The 22,350-nt window shown below is 65.6% G+C and carries 23 protein-coding genes; 14 read left to right on the forward strand and 9 right to left on the reverse strand.

Annotation, left to right across the window (positions count from 1 at the left end):
* The first annotated feature begins 195 nt into the window (after positions 1-195).
* The gene (locus AC5ZFO_RS09405; protein ID WP_282521059.1) at positions 196-984 is read left to right on the forward strand and encodes an SDR family NAD(P)-dependent oxidoreductase; all 789 of its coding nucleotides are present in this window, start codon (positions 196-198) and stop codon (positions 982-984) included.
* 116 nt (positions 985-1,100) lie between these two features.
* On the opposite strand, the gene AC5ZFO_RS09410 is transcribed toward AC5ZFO_RS09405, so the two are convergent.
* Positions 1,101-2,114 carry a zinc-binding alcohol dehydrogenase family protein gene (locus AC5ZFO_RS09410; RefSeq protein ID WP_282521058.1) on the reverse strand — a complete coding sequence of 338 codons (1,014 nt, stop codon included), beginning with the start codon at positions 2,112-2,114 and terminating at the stop codon, positions 1,101-1,103.
* A gap of 133 nt (positions 2,115-2,247) precedes the next feature.
* Here AC5ZFO_RS09410 and AC5ZFO_RS09415 point away from each other — a divergent pair, with 133 nt between their 5' ends.
* On the forward strand, positions 2,248-2,631 hold the full coding sequence (locus AC5ZFO_RS09415; protein WP_028151187.1) for a winged helix-turn-helix transcriptional regulator: 384 nt from the start codon (positions 2,248-2,250) through the stop codon (positions 2,629-2,631).
* A gap of 41 nt (positions 2,632-2,672) precedes the next feature.
* Here AC5ZFO_RS09415 and AC5ZFO_RS09420 read toward each other — a convergent pair whose 3' ends face one another.
* Entirely contained in the window at positions 2,673-4,304 is a 1,632-nt protein-coding gene (locus AC5ZFO_RS09420; RefSeq protein ID WP_282521057.1) for an OprO/OprP family phosphate-selective porin, read from the reverse strand.
* Positions 4,305-4,616: 312 nt separating this feature from the next.
* On the opposite strand from AC5ZFO_RS09420, the gene AC5ZFO_RS09425 reads away from it, so the two are divergent.
* Genes AC5ZFO_RS09425 through AC5ZFO_RS09435 form a run of 3 tightly spaced genes read left to right on the forward strand, consistent with a single transcriptional unit; the run spans position 4,617 to position 8,624 of the window.
* Positions 4,617-6,023: a DegQ family serine endoprotease gene (locus tag AC5ZFO_RS09425; protein ID WP_282521056.1), complete on the forward strand. Its 1,407-nt coding sequence runs from the start codon at positions 4,617-4,619 to the stop codon at positions 6,021-6,023.
* On the forward strand, positions 6,020-7,357 hold the full coding sequence (locus AC5ZFO_RS09430) for a replication-associated recombination protein A (protein WP_282521055.1): 1,338 nt from the start codon (positions 6,020-6,022) through the stop codon (positions 7,355-7,357). Before AC5ZFO_RS09425 ends, AC5ZFO_RS09430 begins: the two co-directional genes overlap by 4 nt.
* 52 nt (positions 7,358-7,409) lie before the next feature.
* Positions 7,410-8,624 carry an RluA family pseudouridine synthase gene (locus AC5ZFO_RS09435; RefSeq protein ID WP_282521054.1) on the forward strand — a complete coding sequence of 405 codons (1,215 nt, stop codon included), beginning with the start codon at positions 7,410-7,412 and terminating at the stop codon, positions 8,622-8,624.
* Positions 8,625-8,760: 136 nt separating this feature from the next.
* Here the strand turns inward: AC5ZFO_RS09435 and AC5ZFO_RS09440 are convergent, their stop codons facing one another.
* Positions 8,761-9,207 carry a hypothetical protein gene (locus tag AC5ZFO_RS09440; protein WP_282521053.1) on the reverse strand — a complete coding sequence of 149 codons (447 nt, stop codon included), beginning with the start codon at positions 9,205-9,207 and terminating at the stop codon, positions 8,761-8,763.
* A gap of 74 nt (positions 9,208-9,281) precedes the next feature.
* On the opposite strand from AC5ZFO_RS09440, the gene AC5ZFO_RS09445 reads away from it, so the two are divergent.
* From AC5ZFO_RS09445 to AC5ZFO_RS09465, 5 genes are all read left to right on the forward strand, one after another.
* On the forward strand, positions 9,282-10,058 hold the full coding sequence (locus AC5ZFO_RS09445; RefSeq protein WP_496122002.1) for an ATP12 family chaperone protein: 777 nt from the start codon (positions 9,282-9,284) through the stop codon (positions 10,056-10,058).
* Between the two features lie 74 nt (positions 10,059-10,132).
* Positions 10,133-11,725, forward strand: coding sequence for a flagellar hook-length control protein FliK (gene fliK, locus AC5ZFO_RS09450; protein ID WP_282521051.1), 1,593 nt, complete (start codon positions 10,133-10,135; stop codon positions 11,723-11,725).
* On the forward strand, positions 11,722-11,985 hold the full coding sequence (locus AC5ZFO_RS09455; protein WP_282521050.1) for an EscU/YscU/HrcU family type III secretion system export apparatus switch protein: 264 nt from the start codon (positions 11,722-11,724) through the stop codon (positions 11,983-11,985). The genes fliK and AC5ZFO_RS09455 overlap by 4 nt, the downstream gene beginning before the upstream one ends.
* A 74-nt stretch (positions 11,986-12,059) precedes the next feature.
* Complete coding sequence (blaOXA, locus tag AC5ZFO_RS09460; RefSeq protein WP_496122003.1) at positions 12,060-12,878, forward strand: class D beta-lactamase; 819 nt, start codon at positions 12,060-12,062, stop codon at positions 12,876-12,878.
* A 63-nt stretch (positions 12,879-12,941) separates the two neighbouring features.
* On the forward strand, positions 12,942-13,598 hold the full coding sequence (locus tag AC5ZFO_RS09465; protein ID WP_282521048.1) for a carboxymuconolactone decarboxylase family protein: 657 nt from the start codon (positions 12,942-12,944) through the stop codon (positions 13,596-13,598).
* Between the two features lie 175 nt (positions 13,599-13,773).
* On the opposite strand, the gene AC5ZFO_RS09470 is transcribed toward AC5ZFO_RS09465, so the two are convergent.
* The 3 genes from AC5ZFO_RS09470 to AC5ZFO_RS09480 form a co-directional block, all read right to left on the reverse strand.
* The gene (locus tag AC5ZFO_RS09470; RefSeq protein ID WP_282521047.1) at positions 13,774-14,769 is read right to left on the reverse strand and encodes a dienelactone hydrolase family protein; all 996 of its coding nucleotides are present in this window, start codon (positions 14,767-14,769) and stop codon (positions 13,774-13,776) included.
* A 72-nt stretch (positions 14,770-14,841) separates the two neighbouring features.
* Complete coding sequence (locus tag AC5ZFO_RS09475) at positions 14,842-15,438, reverse strand: hypothetical protein (RefSeq protein ID WP_282521046.1); 597 nt, start codon at positions 15,436-15,438, stop codon at positions 14,842-14,844.
* A 142-nt stretch (positions 15,439-15,580) separates the two neighbouring features.
* Positions 15,581-15,985, reverse strand: coding sequence for a DUF4260 domain-containing protein (locus AC5ZFO_RS09480; RefSeq protein ID WP_282521045.1), 405 nt, complete (start codon positions 15,983-15,985; stop codon positions 15,581-15,583).
* 149 nt (positions 15,986-16,134) lie between these two features.
* Between AC5ZFO_RS09480 and AC5ZFO_RS09485 the strand changes: the two genes are divergently transcribed.
* Positions 16,135-17,667: an acyl-CoA carboxylase subunit beta gene (locus AC5ZFO_RS09485; protein WP_282521044.1), complete on the forward strand. Its 1,533-nt coding sequence runs from the start codon at positions 16,135-16,137 to the stop codon at positions 17,665-17,667.
* Between the two features lie 65 nt (positions 17,668-17,732).
* Positions 17,733-18,080 carry a hypothetical protein gene (locus AC5ZFO_RS09490; RefSeq protein ID WP_282521224.1) on the forward strand — a complete coding sequence of 116 codons (348 nt, stop codon included), beginning with the start codon at positions 17,733-17,735 and terminating at the stop codon, positions 18,078-18,080.
* A gap of 147 nt (positions 18,081-18,227) precedes the next feature.
* Here AC5ZFO_RS09490 and AC5ZFO_RS09495 read toward each other — a convergent pair whose 3' ends face one another.
* Positions 18,228-18,878 carry a glutathione S-transferase family protein gene (locus tag AC5ZFO_RS09495; protein ID WP_282521043.1) on the reverse strand — a complete coding sequence of 217 codons (651 nt, stop codon included), beginning with the start codon at positions 18,876-18,878 and terminating at the stop codon, positions 18,228-18,230.
* 196 nt (positions 18,879-19,074) lie between these two features.
* Positions 19,075-21,033 (reverse strand): alpha/beta hydrolase domain-containing protein, encoded by a 1,959-nt coding sequence (locus tag AC5ZFO_RS09500; protein ID WP_496122004.1) that lies wholly within the window; start codon positions 21,031-21,033, stop codon positions 19,075-19,077.
* Between the two features lie 106 nt (positions 21,034-21,139).
* Here AC5ZFO_RS09500 and AC5ZFO_RS09505 point away from each other — a divergent pair, with 106 nt between their 5' ends.
* Together AC5ZFO_RS09505 and AC5ZFO_RS09510 are read left to right on the forward strand one after the other, a co-directional pair.
* Positions 21,140-21,469: a hypothetical protein gene (locus AC5ZFO_RS09505; protein WP_282521041.1), complete on the forward strand. Its 330-nt coding sequence runs from the start codon at positions 21,140-21,142 to the stop codon at positions 21,467-21,469.
* A gap of 134 nt (positions 21,470-21,603) precedes the next feature.
* Complete coding sequence (locus AC5ZFO_RS09510; RefSeq protein WP_282521040.1) at positions 21,604-21,882, forward strand: twin-arginine translocation (Tat); 279 nt, start codon at positions 21,604-21,606, stop codon at positions 21,880-21,882.
* Between the two features lie 151 nt (positions 21,883-22,033).
* Here AC5ZFO_RS09510 and AC5ZFO_RS09515 read toward each other — a convergent pair whose 3' ends face one another.
* Complete coding sequence (locus tag AC5ZFO_RS09515) at positions 22,034-22,285, reverse strand: GCG_CRPN prefix-to-repeats domain-containing protein (protein WP_282521039.1); 252 nt, start codon at positions 22,283-22,285, stop codon at positions 22,034-22,036.
* Positions 22,286-22,350: the final 65 nt, after the last annotated feature.

The following is a 22,350-nucleotide window of genomic DNA, read 5'->3' on the forward strand; positions in this document are numbered from 1 at the left end:
GCAAGACGCGCTCCTCGCGCGTCGTGCCCACCATTCGGTCTGCGCGTCGCGTTGACATTGGTGGGCACGCTTCCGCCTTCGCTCTTCGAGCTACGGCGGACAAGTCGTTGTCCCACCCTACGATTTCGCAGTTGTGGCGATTGAAGCGGCGTGCGCTGGACACGATATCCGCTTCAGCAACAATGGAGATGATTCATGAAGATCGACCTTTCCGGAAAGACCGCCCTTGTGACCGGCTCCACCGCCGGCATCGGCCACGCCATTGCCAAGGGCCTTGCCGGCTCGGGCGCGAGCGTGGTGATCAACGGTCGCGGCCAGGACAAGGTCGATGCCGCCGTGCGCAAGCTGGAAGGGGCGGGCGTCAAGGTCCGCGGCATCGCCGCCGACGTCTCGACCGCAGCGGGCTGCAAGGCGCTCGTCGCGGCGCTGCCGGAGGTCGACATCCTCATCAACAATGCCGGTATCTTCGAGCCAAAAGACTTCTTCGAGATCCCTGACGAGGACTGGAGCCGCTTCTTCGAGGTCAACGTCATGAGCGGCGTGCGGCTGTCGCGCGCCTATATGAAGGGCATGCTCAAGCACAACTGGGGCCGCATCGTCTTCATCTCATCGGAGTCCGGGCTCAACATTCCCGTCGAGATGATCCACTACGGCATGAGCAAGACGGCCCAGCTCTCGGTCGCCCGCGGCCTCGCGCAGCTCACCCGCGGCACCGGCGTCACCGTCAATTCCGTGCTGCCGGGTCCGACCATGTCGGAAGGCGTCGAGACCTTCGTGAAGGATCTCGCCAAGCAGAACGGCCAGTCGGTCGATGAGGCCGCGGCCAATTTCGTCAAGCAGCACCGCCCGAGCTCGCTGATCCAGCGCTTCGCCAGTGTCGACGAAATCGCTAACATGGTGGTCTATGTCGCGTCGAAGGAAGCGTCCGCGACCAACGGTGCGGCGCTGCGCGCGGAAGGCGGTATCGTCAACACGATCGCCTAGCACGAGGAATCCGTAGGGTGGGCAAAGCGAAGCGTGCCCACCACCTTGATTGCGTGTATTGGGAAGATGGTGGGCACGGCGCAAGCGCGCCTTTGCCCACCCTACGCACCTTTCGCCTACCAACCCTCCAGCACGATCTTGCCGCGCGACTTGCCGCTTTCGAGCAGCGCATGCGCGCGCTTGAGGTTGGCCGCGTTGATCGTGCCAAAGGTCTGGTCGAGCGTGGTGCGCAGCACGCCCTTGTCGATGAGGTCGGAGACGTCGTTGAGCAGATGATGCTGCGCGATCATGTCGGGCGTCCCAAACGAGGAGCGCGTGAACATCGATTCCCAGTGTACCGAGATCGCCTTGCCCTTGAATGTGCTCATGGCGAACTCCGGGGGATCGTCGATCAGGCCGAACTTGCCCTGCGGTGCCATGAACTCGGCGATCGCCTTGTAGTGCTGGTCGGTGAAGGTGAGGCTCGCCACCAGCGCGACCGGCGGCAGCTTCAGATTCTCGATCTGCTCCTTCATCGGCTTGCCATGGTCGATCACCGCATGCGCGCCGAGATCGAGGCACCATTTTTGCGATTCCGGCCGCGTCGCCGTCGCGAGCACCGTGAGGCCCGTGAGGCGGCGCGCAAGCTGGATCAGGATCGAACCGACGCCGCCGGCGCCGCCCGTGATCAGCAGTGTGCGCGGATCGACGCTTTTGCCGGGCACCGCGCCGAGCCGGTCGAACAGCAGTTCCCAGGCGGTGATGGAGGTGAGGGGAAGGGCTGCTCCTTGCGCGAACGACAGGCTCTTCGGCTTGTTGCCGACGATGCGCTCGTCGACCAAATGGAATTCTGCATTGGTGCCCTGGCGCAGGATCGAGCCGGCGTAAAACACCTCGTCGCCCGGCTTGAACAGCGTGACGTCGGAACCCACGGCATCGACAACGCCGGCTGCGTCATAGCCCAGAATCTTCGTCTCGCCCTCGGGCGGGGCGGCACGCTTGCGTACCTTGTAATCGACTGGGTTGGCCGAGATTGCCTTCACGGCGACGCGGATATCGCGCCCCTTGGGCTCGGGCTTTGCGGTCTCGAAATCGATCAGCGCGTCCTGATCCTCGATCGGAAGCGATTTCTTGTAGCCGACGGCCTTCATGGCTTGTCTCCATCAAATGGCGCGTAGCTTGTGATGTGCGCCTGGCCAGCTAACTGTCCCGCTAGCCCCGATTTGGCAAGTACTGTAAATTCGGGGATATAGTCCCTGTTTGGATACTATTGGGAAAACACGCATGAAGCGGCGAGATTTTACCCGGCGCCCCGGCTGCTCGGTCGAGGCGACGCTGGACCTGATCGACGGCAAGTGGAAGGGCGTGATCCTCTATCACCTCCAGGACGGCACCCAGCGCTTCGGCGAACTGCGCCGCAGGATGCCCGGCATCACCCAGCGCATGCTGACAAAGCAGCTTCGCGCGCTGGAGGAGGACAAGCTCGTCATCCGCAAGGTCTATGCCGAGGTGCCGCCACGCGTGGAGTATTGCCTCTCCGAACTCGGCGAGAGCCTGCGGCCGGTGATCGACATCCTGAAGGCCTGGGGCGAGAGCCATCAGCAACGGCTGTCCTGCGCGCCGCCGCCCGAAGCGGAGCCGGTCAAGAAGCCGAAGCGCGCAGCGTAACTCTCCGGGAGCGGACCGTGCCGCTCCCGGAAGAGATTGCATCAGAACGCGAACTGCGTGCGCAACGCGACCGCATCGAACTTCGAGCCGGTGTCCGCCGCCGACACCGCCGAGGCCTGCTTCGACACCGTGCCATGCAGATAGTCGAGCATGAAGCGCACATTGCCGTTGACGTACCAGTTGAGCGCCAGCGTGTAGACGGTTTGCCGCCCGCCGGCGATGCCGGCGGCGGTCGCCAACTGATCGTTCAGATCCACGGTCGAGTAGCGACCGGCGATCTCCCAGGCACCCCAGCCGCCGCCGTTGATCGAGAATGGATTGTTCGGCTTGACGCCGCCATAGGACGCACTGCCCGGATTGTACTTGCGCGATTCACCGGTCAGGACATAGGCCGCCTGTGCGTAGCCGCCCTGGAATTTCAGGCTCGACGTACCGATGGGCGCCACCGCGGTGTTCGCACCGCGATCGATGTTGAACCAGTAGTATTCGCCCTGGACCCAGAGCGGTCCATAGGTGGCCGCGGCTTCCACGCCATAGACCTGCGCGCCCGACACATTTGCAATCGCTCCGGTCGAGATCAGCGTCGTGGGATCGATGCGCAGCTCGGGACGATCGCTGAGCGTGAGCGTTTGCGTGTTCGCGACCAGATTGCGCGGCGGCTGGATCAGCCACTGGGCGTCGGCGCCGAGATGCACCGAGTAGTCGTTGCCGCTCACGACCTGGCCCGCAACGCGGGCGGTCGCGCCGTATTGCTCGCTGGTCCCGGGAGGTGACACGCTCGAGGCCGAGTGAATGGCACCCGAGGTCGGGCCGGTCACGTAAGCGCCGGCCCAGAACACGTCGTTGTACCAGCGGGCACCGGCGGCGGAACGGAAGTCGCCGGCGGCGATATTTTGCGCGATGATGCCGACCGAGGCGCGTTCCATGAAGGCAATGTCGTTGGAACTCGTGGATTCATCCAGGGTCCAGGCAAGGTCCATGACGCCGGCTTCGATTGCCATCTTGCCGCCGAACGGCTTCAGCCCCGTGTAGCTCACGAACGCGTTTTCGATGCCGGATGTGCCACCGCCAGGCAGGAAGCCGACAGGCGTAGCGCCAGCGGCGCCCGTGCCGCCAAATCCGTCGGACGAGCCCCCGAAATCGTAGATCAGCGCGAAATTCCAGTCTTCGAGGAATTTGCCGACGACACCGATGCGCGCGCGACGCACGTTTTCGCCGCTGTCCAGCTTTTGCGGCACAGTTGCCGCCGTGTTGGGACGATAGTCATAGCCGCCCATATCGTAGTGCACGCGACCGGTGATCGCGACGCAGTTTGCCCCATCGGCGGTGCAGATGGTCGGCCGGTTGTTCGGCATCGTCACGACAGCACCGGAGACCGGTACCGGTCCCTTGAGCGGGATCGCGGCGTTGGCGTTGGCGACGACGGCTTTCGCCTCCGAGCGCGCTTCGGCCTTGGCCTCCGCCTTTGCTTCGACTTTAGCCTTCGCCGTCGCCGCCGTGTTCGCGGCGGTCTGACTCTGGAGCTTATCGAGCTTCTGCTCCAGCATCTTCAACTGCTGCTTCAGGAGCGCGATCTCCTGATCGCTGCTGCTTGCCGTTTGGGCCTGGGCCTGCGAGGCCGCCAGCGCACCGGCGAGACCAATCGCGGTGGCTGCTATTCTTATCCTGCTCACGTCTGACTCCATCGTTTGACGAACGTCCCCAAGTCGTAACGGGAGAGCCTAAGAGTGATCGATGACTGCCCCGCGACGCTGCGCCCGGTTGCGCGGTTCCCACTGATGCCAATTCGCCGCAACCGAATCCGCCACCGAGTAGAATGCTGGATGACGCGCATCATGCCAATCCATTGCACCCTGCCATTTGCCATTTCGCACGTCCGGCTTGCATTTGGGACACACCGGGAAGGGGCCGAATATTGCCGCCCGGCGGCCTTCTATTGGCGGGCGAACGCGCCTATATTCCGGCGTCTTTTCCAAGAGGTAGGAATGTTTCGATCGACCCGGACCGCCGTGCTCACGGCATTGTGCATAGCGTTTTCAGCCCAGTTCAATCCGGCCGCCGCGCAGGATCGCCGTGTCCCGTCCTCGCCCGCCGAGTTGCGGCTGTCCTATGCGCCGATCGTGCAGCGGGTGCAGCCGGCGGTCGTCAACGTCTACGCCGCCAAGGTGGTGCAGAACCGCAATCCGCTGCTGGACGACCCGATCTTCCGCCGCTTCTTCGGCGTGCCGGGCCAGCAGCCCGAGCAGATGCAGCGCTCGCTCGGCTCCGGTGTCATCGTCGATGCCTCCGGCCTCGTCGTTACCAATGTCCACGTCATCGAGGGCGCGGACCAGGTGAAAGTATCGCTGTCGGACAAGCGGGAGTTCGAGGCCGAGATCCTGCTGAAGGATCCGCGCACCGATCTCGCCGTGCTGCGCCTGAAGGACACCAAAGAGAAGTTTCCGACCCTGGACTTTACCAATTCCGACGAACTGCTGGTTGGCGACGTCGTGCTGGCGATCGGCAATCCCTTCGGCGTCGGCCAGACCGTGACCCACGGCATCATCTCGGCGCTCGCGCGCACCCAGGTCGGCATCACCGACTACCAGTTCTTTATCCAGACCGATGCGGCCATCAATCCCGGCAATTCCGGCGGCGCGCTGGTCGACATGAGCGGAAAGCTCGCCGGCATCAACACCGCGATCTATTCGCGCTCCGGCGGCTCGCAAGGCATCGGCTTTGCGATCCCCGCCAACATGGTGCGCGTCGTCGTCGCCTCCGCCAAGAGCGGCGGCAAGGCGGTGAAGCGGCCGTGGCTCGGCGCGAAATTGCAGGCGGTGACGCCCGAGATCGCCGAGAGCCTCGGCCTGCGTTCGCCGACCGGCGCGCTGGTGGCAAGCGTGGTCTCGAGCGGCCCCGCGGCCAAGGCCGGCCTGAAATCCTCCGATCTCATCACCGGGATCGACGGCCAGACGGTGGATGATCCCAACGCCTTCGACTACCGTTTCGCCACCCGTCCGCTCGGCGGCACCGCGCAGATCGACGTGCAGCGCGGCGGCAAGCCGCTCAAGGTCACGATCGCGCTCGAGACCGCACCGGACTCCGGCCGCAACGAACTCGTCGTCACGGCGCGCTCGCCGTTCCAGGGCGCGAAGGTCTCGACCATCACGCCGGCAGTTGCCGACGAGCTGCATCTGGACGCCGACACCGAAGGCGTCGTGATCACTGATCTCGGCGGCGACAGCGCGGCTGCAAATGTCGGCTTCCAGAAGGGCGACATCATCCTCGCCGTCAACAACCAGAAGATCGGCAAGACCACCGACCTCGAAAAGGCGGCGGGCGAACGGCCGCGGATCTGGCGCATCACGCTGGTGCGTGGCGGCCAGCAGATCAACGTCACGCTGGGCGGATGAGCCCAAAGCGACCACAGGAGACGCCAACTCTCTTCGCCGCGGCGGGGCTCGACCACGAGGCTCCGCATCCGCTGCCGGACCGATTGCGCCCGCGCGCGCTGTCGGAGGTCGTTGGCCAGGACCATATCCTAGGTCCCGACGGTGCGCTGACGCGCATGCTGGAGACGCGCACGCTCGGCTCGCTGGTCTTCTGGGGCCCGCCCGGCACCGGCAAGACCACGGTGGCACGGCTGCTGGCGGATGCGACGGATCTGCATTTCGAGCAGATCTCCGCGGTGTTCTCCGGCGTCGCCGATCTGAAGAGAGCGTTTGAGGCCGCACGCGCCCGCCGCGAGATGGGCAAGGGCACACTGCTGTTCGTCGACGAGGTGCATCGCTTCAATCGCGCCCAGCAGGATTCGTTTCTGCCCGTCATGGAAGACGGCACCGTCGTGATGGTCGGCGCGACCACCGAAAACCCGTCCTTCGAGCTCAACGCGGCGTTGCTCTCTCGCGCGCGCGTGCTGGTATTTCGCTCGCTCGATGCCGCCGCGATCGAGAAACTGTTCGCGCATGCCGAGGAGGTCGAGGGCCGCAAGCTGCCGCTCGATGACGAGGCGCGTGCCGTGCTGGTGCGCATGGCCGACGGCGACGGAAGGGCATCGCTGACGCTTGTCGAGGAGGTCTGGCGTTCGGCGCGGGCGGACGAGATCTTCAACGCGGCGCAGTTGCAGGAGATCCTGCAGCGCCGCGCGCCGATCTACGACAAGTCGGCCGACGGTCACTACAATCTGATCTCGGCGCTGCATAAGTCGGTGCGGGGCTCCGATCCCGACGCCGCGCTGTATTACCTCGCGCGCATGCTCGATGCCGGCGAGGACCCGCTGTTCCTGGCCCGCCGCGTCGTGCGCATGGCGGTCGAGGACATCGGCCTTGCCGATCCGCAGGCGCTGGTCATCGCCAATGCCGCCAAAGACGCCTTCGACTTCCTCGGCCATCCCGAAGGCGAGCTCGCCATCGCGCAGGCCGTGGTCTATCTCGCCACCGCGCCGAAATCGAATGCGGTCTACACCGCCTTCGGCACGGCGATGCAGGTCGCCAAGCAGGCCGGCTCGCTGCTGCCGCCAAAGCACATCCTGAATTCCCCGACCAAGCTGATGAAGTCGGAGGGCTACGGCGCGGCCTACGAATACGACCACGACGCCCCCGACGCCTTCTCCGGCCAGGACTACTTTCCGGAAGCCCTGGGCCGCCAGACCTTCTACGACCCGCCCGAGCGCGGTTTTGAGCGCGAGATCCGCAAGCGGCTGGATTACTGGGCCAAGCTGCGGAAGGAGCGGGGTGGCGCGCGCTAGAAGCGGCCATTTCGCCGTGACGGGAGCCGGCTTTTAGGGTACGCAGGCAACCATGAGCCGCCGCATCAAGAGAATGAACCCAAAGCCCCGCTCGCGTGACGAGCGCGACGATTCGCGTCCGTTCAAGGCGCGCACTGCGAAGAAGGCGGGACCACGGCTGGGGGCTAAGCCAGGTGCGAAGCCGCCGCGCTTTGCGGGCGAGCGCGCTGAGCGGCGGCCGCCCAAGGCTGCGCCCGAAGCATCTGCGCCGGCAAAGCCGGTCGAGGCGCTGCTGCCGACCAAGGTGCAGACCGTCAAGGTGACGGCTGACGAGAACAACATGCGCGTCGACCGCTTTCTCGAAGCGCGGTTTCCCGGCCTGTCCTTCTCCCACATCCAGCGCGTCGTCCGCAAAGGCGAGCTGCGCGTCGACGGCAAGCGTGTCGACAGCAAGGATCGGCTGGAGGAGGGCCAGAGCGTCCGCATTCCGCCGTTGAAGCTCGACACGCCGAAGGCCGCCGGTGAGCTGTCGGAAGGCGCCCAAAAGACGCTTGCCGCGCTGAAGGAGATGACGATCTACGAGGACGACGACGTCCTGGTCCTGAACAAGCCTGCCGGCCTCGCCGTGCAGGGTGGCTCGGGCATGACGCGGCACATCGACCAGATGCTGGAGGTGATGCGCGATTCCAAGGGCCAGAAGCCGCGCCTCGTGCACCGCATCGACCGGGAGACCTCGGGCTGCCTGCTGATCGCCAAGACGCGATTTGCCGCCTCGCATCTGACGGGCGCCTTCCGCTCGCGGTCCGCGCGAAAAACCTATTGGGCGCTGGTGCCGGGTCTGCCGAAGCCGAAGCAGGGCCGCATCTCGACCTTCCTCGCGAAGGAAGAGAGCGAGGACGACACCATCATGCGCATCGCCCAGCATGGCGACGAGGGCGCGAGCCACGCGGTGACGTACTATGCGGTGGTCGAGACCGCCGGCAACAAGCTGACCTGGGTGTCGCTCAAGCCCGTGACGGGCCGCACCCATCAGCTGCGCGCCCACATGGAGCATATCGGCCACCCCATCGTCGGCGATCCCAAATATTTCAACATCGAGAATTGGCAGCTGCCGGGCGGCCTGCAAAACCGGCTGCATCTGCTCGCACGCCGCATCGTCATTCCACATCCGCGCGGCGGCGTGATCGACGCCACCGCGCCACTGCCACAGCACATGCAGCAGTCGTGGAATCTGCTCGGGCTCGATGCGAGCCGGTTTGATCCGATCGAGAACGCGCCGGAAGAGTAGGATCGGGGCCTCGTACCAGCCCCGTCATTGCGAGGAGCGAAGCGACGAAGCAATCCAGAATGCTTCTGCGGATACGGTCTGGATTGCTTCGCTGCGCTCGCAATGACGGTGTTGACGCAGTGGCGACTAGCACCGCTCACTTCCGAAACTGCTCCAGAAACATCCGCAGACTGTCGTGCGGGCTCTCGACGTCGGTGATCAGCCATCCCTCCGCGCCGTTGACCAGGACGAAGTTCAGCGTGACCTGCCGCCCGCGATTGTCGAAGTTCGCCGCGACATAGGTCTTGTCGTATTGCCTGCGAACGACCGTGATCGCGATCGGGCCGAGCTTCCAGTTCGGGCTCTGCACCAGGAAGTCGTAGGGTTCGACCCTTGGCGCGCTCCAGGCCCTGCGCAGGCTGGGGTCGAAGAATTGCCGGGCGGAGGCGGCATCGCGCGGCAGGCCTTTCGACAGTTCCGGCGCGCCATCGCCGTAATGCGCGTAGACATTGCGGACCAACGATTCCGGGGTGCGGAAACCGGCGTCCGCCGCGGCCGGCCAGAGCCCGGCGAGCAGGGCCACAATGCCCGCAAGTTCCCTCATGCCTTGCCGCTCGCTTTATCAGCCGCCGGTCTTGGCTTACAAGCCTAGCATTCAGAGACCGAGGCCGAAACGAGATGCGCGAATTGTTCGATGAGGTTGCGGGGCGGTCCCCGCTCGATCCGCAGGAGGCGGTGCGCCAGGCCGCACGTACGCCGCAGCGCAAGCGCTTCTACAAGGAGGCGGGCGTGGCCGAGGCCGAGGGCGGCTTCGCCATCACGCTGGACGGCAGGCCGATCCGGACGCCATCGGCCCGCCAGGTGGTGATCCCGTCGCGCGCGCTGGCCGATGCTGTGGCCGCGGAATGGGCGGCCCAAGGCGAGACGATTAATCCCGTGACCATGCCGCTGACGCGGATCGCCAACAGCGTCGTCGAGGGTGTCATCGATCGCGTCGAGCTCGTCAGCGACGACCTTGCAAAATACTTCGAGACCGACCTGCTGTTCTATCGCGCCGGCCACCCCGAAGGACTGGTCGCCCGCGAGGCCACGCATTGGGACCCCGTGCTGTTCTGGGCCGCGGAGACGCTGGGCGCGCACTTCATCCTGTCCGAGGGCATCATGCATGTGAAGCAGCCGGACGAGGCCGTTCAGGCCGCCCGCGCGGCGCTGCCCGGGGATCCCTGGTCGATCGCGGCGCTCCACGTGGTCACGACCCTGACCGGTTCGGCGCTGCTGGCGCTGGCGCTCGCCCATGGCGTGCGCGATGCCGGCCAGGTCTGGGCCGCCGCCCATGTCGACGAGGACTGGAACGCCGAGAAATGGGGCGTGGACGAGGAGGCGGCTGCCCGCCGCGCCGCCCGCCTGAAGGATTTTCAGGCCGCCGTGGCGGTTCTTGCGGCCGTGAAGCCGTAAGCGGCCAAAGGTCCTTAACGAGAGGTTTACGAGGGCGGCCTTAGGGTGGGGCCAGCGTTCCACGAGCCCCTGAAATGCCAACGCCGATAAGCTCGATCGTTCCGGTCAGTTCCGCCAGCCCCGTGGCTGATGCGGCGACGCCCGATCTTGTGCTCCAGGCCGGCAGCGTCGTCGACGCAAGGGTCGTCAGCGTGATGGCCGACAATCTGGTGCGGATCGCAATCGCCAATCTGTCGATGGATGTGATGTCCGAGGTGTCGCTGACACCGGGGCAAAATCTCCAGCTCGCAGTGTCGCGGAACGACGGCACCATCAGGCTCGCCATCATGAACGGGGCAGGCGAGGCGACGGCCGATCAGATCACGCTGACGCCGCGGGCGGCTTCGCTCGTGGACAGCCCGCCGCTTGCGCCAGCTGCGACGACCGCACGCAACACGCTGACGCCGTTGGAGCAGGTCGCCGTCACCGTGGCTTCCGCCGAGGCGGTGACAAAACAGGGCAGCCAGGCGCCGCTGTTCGCCAATCTCGCCTCCGTCGTCACCGGCAGCGATCTGCCCGCGGGACTGAAGCAGGCCGTGCTGGGCGTGCTGGCGCAGCAGACGCCGCTCAACACCGCCCTCGATGGCGGCGATATCGAATCCGCCTTCCAGAAGTCCGGTCTGTTTCTCGAGGCGTCATTGGCCGCAGGCGCAACGCCGTCCTCCGGCACGATGCCGGACCTGAAGGCGGCGCTGCTGGTGCTGCGCCAGACATTGGCCACGCTCGAGACCGCCACTCCACAGGCGCAAGGCGCCGCGATCGCTAGGGCGGGGACACCACAGACCGCCACCGTGCCGGCTCAGGCAGCATCGCCGTCGACCGAGCTCGATATGGCCCAACAGCCGCAGATGCCGCGCAGCGCCAATCTCGCGGCCACTGTGCTCGCCGACATCGCCGGCGGCGCGCCTCAGGCCGCGATGCCGCGAACCATGTCCGCCGGCCTTGCCGCGGCCCTCCTTCAGGAGGCCACGCAAAACCTGCCGCGCCTGACCGGCAATGTGCCGGGCTCGAACAAGGCCGTGCCGGACGGTCATCTCTTCGAGGCCGCGCGCGCGACGACTCCGCCGCCGTTCCGCGGCGCGCTGCCGGCGCCGCAGGCGATCGCCTCGCCATCGCTCGCGCCGGATACACCGCTCTCCGCAACGGTGCACCGCCTGCTCGACGACACCGATGCCGCGATCGCGCGTCAAACGCTGCTCCAGGTCGCCTCGCTCCCCGATCGCACCGACGCCAGCGGTCACCGCATCGACCCGAGCGTGCCGCAGTGGAATTTCGAGATTCCCTTTGCGACGCGACAGGGTACCGCGATGGCGGAGTTCGAGATCTCGCGCGATGGCGGCAACGAATCCGCCGATCCCGCCAAGCGCGCCTGGCGCGCGCGCTTCACGCTCAATGTCGAGCCGGCCGGCCCCGTGCATGCTCTGATCACGCTGAACGGCGACAAGACTTTCGTGCGGATGTGGGCGGAGCGGCCCGCGACCGCGCAGCAACTTCGCGCCGGCATCGGCGAGCTCAATCAGGCCCTGACGCGGGCGGAGCTCAAGCCCGGCGACATTCTGGTTCGCGACGGCGCGCCACCGCAGCCGACGCCGGCCCGCGCGGGCCACTTTCTGGATCGCGCCACATGAGCGATCCATCCAAGCTCGCAATTGCGCTGCATTACGAGAAGGGCGGCAACGCGCCCGTCGTCGTCGCCAAGGGCAAGGGCACGATCGGCGAAAAGATCGTCGAGATCGCCAAGGCCAACGACATCCCGATCGAAGAGAACGAGATTTTGGCCGGCGCGCTCTCCAAGGTCGAGCTCGGCGAGGAGATTCCGCCGGATCTCTACAAGGCCGTCGCCGAAGTGCTGGTGTTCGTGCTGCGGCTGTCGGGCCGAGGGCACTGAGAGCGCTGTCATCGTTTCACCACGATAGCGGCTGCATGGTCGCGGCCATTGTCATCGTTTGACGGACACCGCCCTTGCTCACCCGCCGTTCCACCCTCGGCCTTCTTGCCGCAGCCGCCACCGTGCCGCAGCGTGCGTTCGCCCATGTCGCGCCGCCGCGCAACGAGATCCGCGACAGCCTCGCAAAGCGATTCACCGACCTCGGCACATCAGGCACCTTCGTTGGCTATAAGGTCGAGGACTATCTGATCGTCGCGAGCGACAAGGACCGTTCCGGCGAAGCGAAGCTGCCGGCCTCGACCTTCAAGATCCCGAATTCGCTGATTGCGCTCGAGACCGGCGTCGTCGCCGATCCCGACAAGGACGTGTTCCCCTGGGACGGCGTGAAGCGCCCGATCGAGGCCTGGAACAAGGATCACACGCTGCGAAGTGCGATCGCGGTGAGTGCGGTTCCGGTCTATCAGGAGATCGCGCGCCGGATCGGGCAAGAGCGGATGCAAAAGTATGTCGACCTGTTCGACTACGGCAATCGCGATATCGGCGGCGGCATCGACCAGTTCTGGCTCACCGGCAATTTGCGCATCGACCCGGTCGAGCAGATCGATTTCGTCGACCGGCTGCGCCGCCGCGCGCTGCCGATCAGCAAGCGCAGCCAGGATCTCGTCGCCGACATCCTGCCGGTGACCAAGGTCGGCGACAGCGTCATCCGTGCCAAGTCCGGGCTCTTGGGCGCCGAGCGTGGCGAGCCGTCGCTCGGCTGGATGGTCGGCTGGGCCGAGAAGGGCGAGGCGCACACCGTGTTCGCGCTCAACATGGATTGCAAGGAGCCGCGTCTCGTCGGCGAGCGCATGCCGCTGACGCAAGCCTGCCTTGCCGAGATCGGCGCGATCTAGCTGGCGCGTACGAACCTGCTAGCATCTTTCCGACCAAATAAAAGAAAAGGTCGGGAGGACAAAATGAATTCAACGCCACTCTGGCTGTCGTCGCTTACGCTTGCCGCCGCGGGCGGCTGGCTCGCCGCCACGATGTTTGCCGCACCCGCCACCAGCAAGGAGCCGCGCTTTCCGCAGCTCACCATGGACCAGCTCGACGCCAAGCAGAAGCCGCTCGGCGAGCAGATCATGAAGGTGTCGAGCGTCGGCATCGGGGGGCCCTATAATCCCATGATCCGCAGCCCGGTGCTGGGCCAGCGACTGTTCGACCTGTTCTACTATCTGCGCTGGGAGACGTCGGTCCCGACCAAGCTGAATGAGTTCGCGATCCTGATCATCGGGCGGCAGTGGCGCTCGCAGGTGGAATGGTTCGCGCACGCGCCGCTGGCGGCGAAGGCTGGATTGTCGACAGATATCATCGCTGAGCTGAAGGCCAACAAGCGCCCGTCGAAGATGGCCGAGGACGAGGCGGTGGTCTACGATTTCGTCACCGAGCTCACCACGACAAAGAAGGTCAGCGACGAGACCTATGCGCGCGCCAAGAAAACCTTCAATGATCAGCAGATCGTCGACCTCACCGCGCTCGCTGGCAATTACGTGATGGTCGCGATGCTGCTGGCCATGGCGGAAGAGACGGTGCCGCCGGACAAGCAGGAGCCGTTCAAGCCGGGCGAGCCGTAAACTCGTCCGCGTTGTTGGGAGCGCAACTCTCGCCAACGTCATTGCGAGGAGCCCGCGACAAAATTGCGAAGCAATTTTGCGCTGGTGCGACGAAGCAATCCAGACTGCCGCCGCGGAAAGATTCTGGATTGCTTCGCTGCGCTCGCAATGACGGAGAATGTCGCGCTGACGTCGCCTAGCCCAGCTTGAACAACGCCTGCAAGAATTCCACCACCGCCTTGCGCGACTCCGCCGCCGTCGCCGGATTGCCGCCGACATGCGGGTTCAGCTCGACGCAGGAATCCTTGTAGGTGAAGGGCGCGTTGGTGTCGCCGTTCATCAGCACGCCGCCGTTGCCCTCCTTGATACGGCAATTGCGCACGGTCTGCGCGTTGGCGGACACCGCAACGGTGCTGACGCCGAGCAGGCCGCTGTCGAAGCCGTGCGCGCTGTCGGGGTATTCGGTCAGCACCACATCACGCCCGGCTGTCTTGAGCCGTCCGACGAACGCCTTGCAGCTCGTCACGGGATTGTAGTCGTCGGGCGTGCCGTGGAAGATCCGGATCGGGCGCGCGGCGACCTCGGCGTCGCCAACGTAGGTCGTCGAGCAATCCGGATAGAACGGGATGTAGGCGGAGAACTGGACGCCGGACTTGTTCCAGAGCTTGTTGAAGCGATCGAGGCTCGCATAGAGCGTCGCCTGTCCGCCGCGCGAAAAGCCCATCAGCACGATGCGGTCGGGATCGACGCGGGGATGCTTCGCAAGAATCTCCAGTGAGCGGTAGATGTCGACGATCAGGTTGAGCCGGCCGAGCAGCGCCTGGTTCGGCCCGACCACCGTCAGCCCGCGGCCGGTGAATCCGTCGATCACGAAGGTCGAGATGCCCATGGCGTTGAAAGCGTGCACCCAGGCCTCGGTGGTGGCGCCGACGCCGCTCGAGCCGTGCATCAGCACCACGACGGGAAGTTTGCCGGTGCCCTGGGCGACGCGGAATTCGCCGGCGACGGTCACCGGCTTGCCGGCCGCCGCATCGCCGCTGAGGAATTGTTGGTCGGAAAGGGTGAGCGAGGGGATCGGGTAGATCTCGGCGCGGGTGGCGACTTCCTTCGGCAGGGATTGCGCGTTGGCGCCAATGCCGGCGAACAGTGTTGATAAACAGAACGCCATAGCGACGCGGAATGCCGTCGGCATCGTGATCCTCCCCCATGATTTTCATGGAGTAGAACAACGGCCTGCGCGCTGTCAATTTGATGCGCGACGACTTCAGGGGTTATCGGCCGTCTTCTTCGCCGTCAGCGCCTGGTCGATCGCAAAGCCGCCGATCTCGCTCATCGCCTGTGAGATCACGTCGCCTTTCCCGGCAAAGCCGTTCGAGAGATAGTCGAACTGCGTCCGTGCCAGGCGCAGCACCTCGAGCGGCACCGAGACCACGGTCTCGTTGAAACTGTCGACGGAGGCGCGCAACGTCTCGAGCTCGGTGGTGAGCTTGCCGATATGGCTTTCCGCATCCTGCATCAGGCCGAGCAGCTTGCCGCGCTCGGCGTCGAACGCGGCGCGCTCGGCCGCCGCGGCCGCGGTCACCTCGGCGAGCTGCGTCCCCAGCGCCGCGATCTGGCTGACCATGGTGCATGAGGCGAGCGCGGTCGCCTCGCGCAGCTCTACAAGGCGCTTGTTCTCTTCCTGTTGCTCGTGAAACAGCCGTTCAGCTGACATCGCCCGTTGCTTGAGTGATTCGATCAGCGCGGCCGCGCGCAGCAGCATCTCGCCGTTGCGCCCCGACACCATGCTGGCCATCCGCCGCAGGAAGTCGGTGGTTTCGGACGATGAGTTCGGCGGCAGAGGGACGACCGTGGCGGACATGGGCAATGCTTGCAGCCAGACGTGGTGACCGCCGCCGTACCGACTGGGCTCACGCAACATCCGGCGCCTGATCGTGGAGGGAGCAAGCCTGAATCGGCCGGCCGGGTCAACCGGCGGGACCGACAAAATGGCGGCAGTCCCCTCAGGCGTCTTTCTGGCGGCCGATCTTTCCGAGATGGGTGAAGCCGAACCCGGCCGAATATTTCAGGCCATAGCCGAGCGCCCGGTCGATGCCGATATGGGCGAGCCAGATCAAGGCGACGGACAGCGTGAGCGGCGAGGCGAAGCCGAAGCCCAGCGTCAGCAGCGCCACCGGCGCCATGTAGCTGTGAGCGGCATTGTAGACCAGCGCCCCGAATCTGGCGTCGGCCAGGTACGCCAGGAAGCTCAGATCGGGGACGAAGAAGAGCAGGGCGAACACCAGCCACGAGCCGTCCCAGGAGGCGTAGAGCATCACCATCCCCGTAAACAGGGTCAGGCCTTCCAGCCGCAGCAGGATCTTGACGCCGCCGGTCGCTGCGCCCGTCTCGGCCGTTACCTCATCCATCGTCGTCTCCCAGGCAAAACTTTGTAATTCCTTGCGCTTTGGCGCTGCGGCAAGGCAGCCCTGCGACGCCGAAAGCAGCTTCCCGGCCCGCAAAATGCCGTGTTAGAACCCCCGGCAATCGCATTTAGGCTAAGAACTGGCGGGAGCAAATGAAGAATATTTTGGACGCCCTTGAAGATCGTCGCGCCGGCGCAAAGCTCGGCGGCGGGGAGAAGCGCATCGAAGCGCAGCACGCCCGCGGCAAGCTGACCGCGCGTGAGCGCATCGAGCTCCTGCTCGACAAGGGATCGTTCGAGGAGTTCGACATGTTCGTCGAGCACCGCTCCACCGAGTTCGGCATGGAGAAGACCAAGGTGCCCGGCGACGGCGTCGTCACCGGCTGGGGCACCGTCAACGGCCGCAAGACCTTCGTCTTCGCGAAAGACTTCACCGTGTTCGGCGGCTCGCTCTCCGAAACGCATGCACTGAAGATCACGAAACTCCAGGACATGGCGATGAAGGCGCGGGCGCCCATCATCGGCCTCTATGACGCGGGCGGCGCCCGCATCCAGGAGGGCGTCGCCGCGCTCGCCGGCTATTCCTATGTGTTCCGCCGCAACGTGCTCGCCTCGGGCGTGATCCCGCAGATCTCCGTCATCATGGGCCCCTGCGCCGGCGGCGACGTCTATTCGCCGGCGATGACTGACTTCATCTTCATGGTGAAGAACACCAGCTACATGTTCGTCACCGGGCCCGACGTGGTGAAGACCGTCACCAACGAGGTCGTCACGGCCGAAGAGCTCGGCGGCGCCTCGGTGCACGCCACGCGCTCCTCGATCGCCGACGGCGCCTTCGAGAACGACGTCGAGACGCTCTTGCAGATGCGGCGCCTGATCGACTTCCTGCCGTCCAACAACACCGACGGCGTGCCGGAATGGCCGAGTTTTGACGACATCGGCCGGGTCGACATGTCCTTGGACACGCTGATCCCCGACAATCCGAACAAGCCCTACGACATGAAGGAGCTGATCCTGAAGGTGGTGGACGAGGGCGATTTCTTCGAGATCGCGGATGCCTTCGCCAAGAACATCGTCACCGGTTTTGGCCGCATCGCCGGCCGCACCGTCGGCTTCGTCGCCAACCAGCCGATGGTGCTGGCCGGCGTGCTCGACAGCGACGCCTCGCGCAAGGCCGCGCGCTTCGTCCGTTTCTGCGATGCCTTCAACATCCCGATCGTCACCTTCGTGGACGTGCCGGGCTTCCTGCCGGGCACCGCGCAGGAGTATGGCGGCCTGATCAAGCACGGCGCAAAGCTGCTGTTCGCCTATTCGCAGTGCACCGTGCCCCTGGTCACCATCATCACCCGCAAGGCCTATGGCGGCGCCTTCGACGTCATGGCCTCCAAGGAAATCGGCGCCGACATGAACTACGCTTGGCCGACCGCCCAGATCGCGGTGATGGGCGCCAAGGGCGCGGTCGAGATCATCTTCCGCGCAGACATCGGCGACCCCGACAAGATCGCCGCGCGCACTAGGGAATACGAAGACCGCTTTCTGTCGCCGTTCATCGCCGCCGAGCGCGGCTACATCGACGACGTCATCATGCCGCACTCGACCCGCAAGCGGATCGCCCGGGCGCTGGCGATGCTGAAGGACAAGAAGGTGGAAACGCCGGCGAAGAAGCACGACAATTTGCCGTTGTGAGGCCTCGTAGCCCGGATGGAGCGTAGCGACATCCGGGTTCTTAACCCAAGTCCCGCATGTCGCTGATGACCGAAGACGATCCGACCGACGAGATTTCACAGATCGAAGATCGGATCGAGGCCCTTGCCGAGATCGCCGAGCGCTGCCGGAAGTACATCCTGGCATCCAAGATCGCGATTGGGGGTGGTGCGGCGCTATTGTTGATCACGATCCTCGGCTTGTTGGGGACAGGTCTGACCGCGGCGCTCGGATCGATCGCCTTGGTGCTGGGCGGGATCGTGTCGCTCGGTTCGAACATCAGCACGTTGCAGCAAACGGATGACGCCATTCGCGCCGCGGAGGCGCTTCGCGCGCAACTGATCGGGAGGATCGACCTTCGCGTGGTTGAGGACACGCCGATGAAATTGGTGTGAGGCGAAATTCGTAGGGTGGGTTAGCCTTGCGAGTGGGCAAAGCGCAGTTCGCTGGGCAGACCCCACCATCTTTGTTGAAACATGCGCTGGCGGATTACGCTTCCGCCTTCGCTCTCCGAGCTTCGGCGGACAAGCCGCTAATCCGCCCTACGAGCGTGTCTTATCCGCCGCAGCGAAATGCGCCAACTGGTCGGCGTGGGCCTTGGCGAAGGCCGGGCGAGCGGTGGCGCGCGCGACGTAGTTGCGGCAGGCCGGGTGTTCCGCCAGGCCGTCGAATTTATCGACGACGCGCAGCACGTCCGACATCAGGATGTCCGCGACAGAGAACGAGCCCGCCAGCCACTCGCGTCCCGCCAGCACCGTCTCCATGTGCTTGAGGCGGAGCTTGAGGAAGTCGTCGACGAATTTTACGGCAGGTGAGCCATCGTCACTGCCGGTGAACTTGAACATCGTCCAGGGCAGGGCCGGCATCTCCACCGAATTGAGCGCGGCGAACACCCATTCGACCGTGTCACTGCGGCCGCGCGGATCGGTGGGCATCAGCCTGTCGCTGAGCTCACCCAGATGCAGCAGGATCGCGCCGCTCTCGAAGATCGAGAGGTCGCCGTCGGTCAGCCACGGCACCTGGCCGAAGGGCTGGTGCGCGAAATGCGCGGCGTCCCGCGGGCCGAACGGTACGCTCGCGACGCCATAGGGCAGCGCGGCCTCTTCGAGCGCCCAGCGGACACGAAGGTCGCGCACGAAACCCCGCGGCATCTCGGGAACCCAGTCGAAGGTGGTGAGGGTGAGGTTGGCCATGCGGTGTCTCCGTGCTGTCTGGACATAGGACGGATGAGGGGCGGGCGTTCCGACAGCGTGAGAATTTTTTCCTCCGCAGGCAGCGACCGTAGGGTGGGCAAAGGCGCGCTTGCGCCGTGCCCACCATCTTTCGGCCGGAGACAGACGTGGTGGGCACGCTTCGCTTTGCCCACCCTACGGGGTCACTGGGTTTTGCTCACTGCCCGAGCTTCGCCAGCTTGCCTTGCTTCGCCGCTTCCACCGCGCGCTCCGCATCCTCCGGCAACAGGATCCGCTCCGCCACCTGCCGCGCCGCCTCGCGCCGGACCGCGGCCACGTACGCCCCATCATCAGCATATCGCTCCGCGATCGACAGTCTGGGATCATGCACTTCCTTGCGCGCTGCCTCCGTTGGTGCGAACGGCACCACCGCGCCTTGCAGCGGATAGAGCGCCGTCGGGCCAAAGCCCTGTGCGCGCGGATTCCAGGCGGTGTAGGTCCCGCGCGGGACCGCGAGCGCAAGCTGGCGGATGCCAGCGACGGCCATGCCGTCATTGTCCGCCTTCGGCACGAACACGGGATAGCGGCCGATCTCCTTGGGCGGCAGCACGCTCTGGTCGGAGAACGCGGCGAGCGTGTGGATGCCGGCATAGGGCAGGCCCGGGATATCCATCGGCACCGCGCCTTGCGCCGGCGCCAGCGTGCCGTGGGCGCGCATGGGGACGCGGCTCGCGGGCGGTTTGATGCCGTCGCTGATCCAGGCGTTGAGGTCGGTGAGGAGGGCGCGCATCGGCCCGCCCGCATGCATCGGGTTTTGCGGCAGCGACATCGCGGGCAGGCCCTTCTTCATCACGTCGGCGGCTTCCGCGAAATGCGGCGTGCCTGCGATCATGTAGGCGCGGACGCTGTCGGGCAGATCAAGGTGGTTGCCGGCGAGGTCGGTGACCAGCAACGAGGCGTGCGAGGCCCACCATTCGTGCTCGCTGTCGGTCTGCATCACCTTCGGGCACGTCGCCGAGAGCGCGCAGCGGCGGAGCAGGCCGTCGGTCTTGCCGGAATAGGGATCGCTGAGGCTCGCATAGGTGAAGGGGAAGAGATCGGCCTGCCACGCCGGATCCTGCGGATGGCGCGGGTTGCGGCCGGGCTGGCCGAAGCGGACATTCGTCGCCATCCGCCGCGTGCCCGCGACATGCGGCATCAATCCGTCGAACACGGTGCGTCCCTGGAGATCCTCGTTGAAGCCGAGATAGAGAAAGTCGCGCAGGAAGCGGCCGGATTGCGACACGCCGAAGCCGATGGCGCGGCTGACGGAGGGATGCAGGCCGTTCAGCAGCGGATTCGCCTGCGTCTCGTCGTGGCGGAGGAAGCTGACGACGTCGCGCACGGCGGCATAGCCCATGCCGAGCGGCACCGGATCGCGCGCAGTGTAGGTGATCTCGTAGAGCGCGCCGGCATCAAAACCGTCGGGCCGGGTGATCTCCACCGCCACGGGATCGACGAGCTTTGCGAGGAGGCCGGAGGGCGCCTGCCGCGCATCGGCCCAGGCGGCGCGCACGGAGACCTTGAGGTCGGCGGCATCAGTCGCCGGCCAGGTCAGCGTCGCACGCGCGGGATTGGTCGTGTTGTCGAAGACGATCTCTTCGCGTGCGGGCCCGGTGACGGTCTTCAGCACCGGTGCCGTCATCGCCATCTGGCCGGGCCTGGAGGGGATGTCGCCCTGCCAGCCGACCCAGACCATCGTAAAACCCTGGCGGTGCAGGAAGCCGATGCCTGCATCCTCGGCCTTGTCGGCATTGTTGGCGCCGGGCTGGGCGGCATCGTCGAACAATTGCGGCGCCAGCTTGCGGCCGCGATTGGGCACCTCGAGCAGCAGCGTGCCGTTGCCATGGGTGGGGTCGGTGGGTCGCAGGATCACGACGTCGGCGGTGGCTGCCACCTTGCCGTCGGAGCTACGCGGCGCGAGCGCGAGGTCGGTGATGACGGCGTTGCGATCGTCGGACGGGTTGAGCGCGAAGGTCGCGCGCGCGGTGATGCGTTCATAGGTGCCGACATCGCCAAAGCTGCGCCCGGCAAAGGCGGGCTCGCGCGCGAGGATGTCGAAGCGGACGATTTCGGCGAGCGAGGCCACGGGCCACAGGCAGGTGATCGCAACGACGCCTGTGATGATCCTGCGCATGGCCATTCCTTCCCCCATCGGCGCGATCATGAAGTTCCGTCGCGCGGGTTTTTTGTTGCCGCGACTATAGCCGTCCATGCTGCGGCCAAACAACGGGAGGAAACACATGCCTGTTGCCTACTTCGTCGTTCGCGCCACCGTCGCCGACGCCAGCAAGCGCGCCGCCTTCGACACATGGTACGAGACCGAGCATGTGCCGGACGCTGTGAAGGCGTTCGGCGTGAGCAAAGCCTGGCGGTTCTGGAGCCTGGACGATCCCTCGCTGCATCAGGCGATGTATCAGTTCGATGACGAGGCCAAGCTGGCTGCGATGTTGAAGGGCGATGCGTTGAAGCAGCTCGTCGCCGATTTCAACCGCGACTGGCCCGACGTGAAGCGCACGCGCGAGACGCTGGTGCTGGCGCAGGAGTTTGCGAAGCAGGACTCTGGAGCGTAGTCCACACCGAGTCCCGTGGTCCGCTTGTCCCTGACACCCATGTCATGAATCTGAAGATGCGATTCAGCTTCCGTTCATGTCGTGACCGCGACACTCCCTCTGCATCACTTGCTCGATAGCCTAGAGGACATGTCATGGAGCGCCGGAACTTTTTGAAACTTGCATTCGGCGTCGCGGCCGGAGCCGCGACGTTGACTGCAACCGCACAAGCTGCGCCGTTGGCGCCGCAGCCGCTCGGTGATCCCGCGCGCGCGCCGCAAGGCAATCCCGACGCTCGTCCCGCTGTCACCACCAGTGAGGAAGCCGCCAAGCTGACGCCCGAACAGGTGCACTGGCATGGCCACCACCGCGGCTGGGGGCGCCGTCATTGGGGCTGGCATCGCCGGCGTTGGCACCGCCGCCATCACTGGTAAGCTCGCATCGGTCGAGTCTCGACGGGGACCGCAATTGCGGTGCCCGTTTTGATTCGCCGCGGATCCTCCACCATGGGACGTCAGGCGTTCAAACGAAAATGGCCGCGCAGGCTTTCACCGCGCGGCCACTTTGTAACGCGAAGAGACGAGATCAGATCGGGCGGCAGCGGCCACCCCACCAACGGAAGCCGTACGGGCAGACGCGGGCGCGGGGCACGACGACGACCGGCGCCGGGGCAACCACCACGGGGCCGGGCCGCACAACGACCGCGCCGCGCATCGGGCGGCAGCCGCCATAGGCGCCGCGGTACCAGCCGGGGCCGCAGCCGCCGGCGGCGCTGGCCGCCTCGCTGAAACCGACGACCGCGCTGGCAAGCATCACGGCGGCAAACAAGTATTTCATGTGATCTTCCTCTTGTCCTTGGGCAGGTTTTTGGGGCAGATTTTTAGGGGATTGGCGCTTGCGGC

The organism is Bradyrhizobium sp. Unk1 (assembly GCF_059512345.1).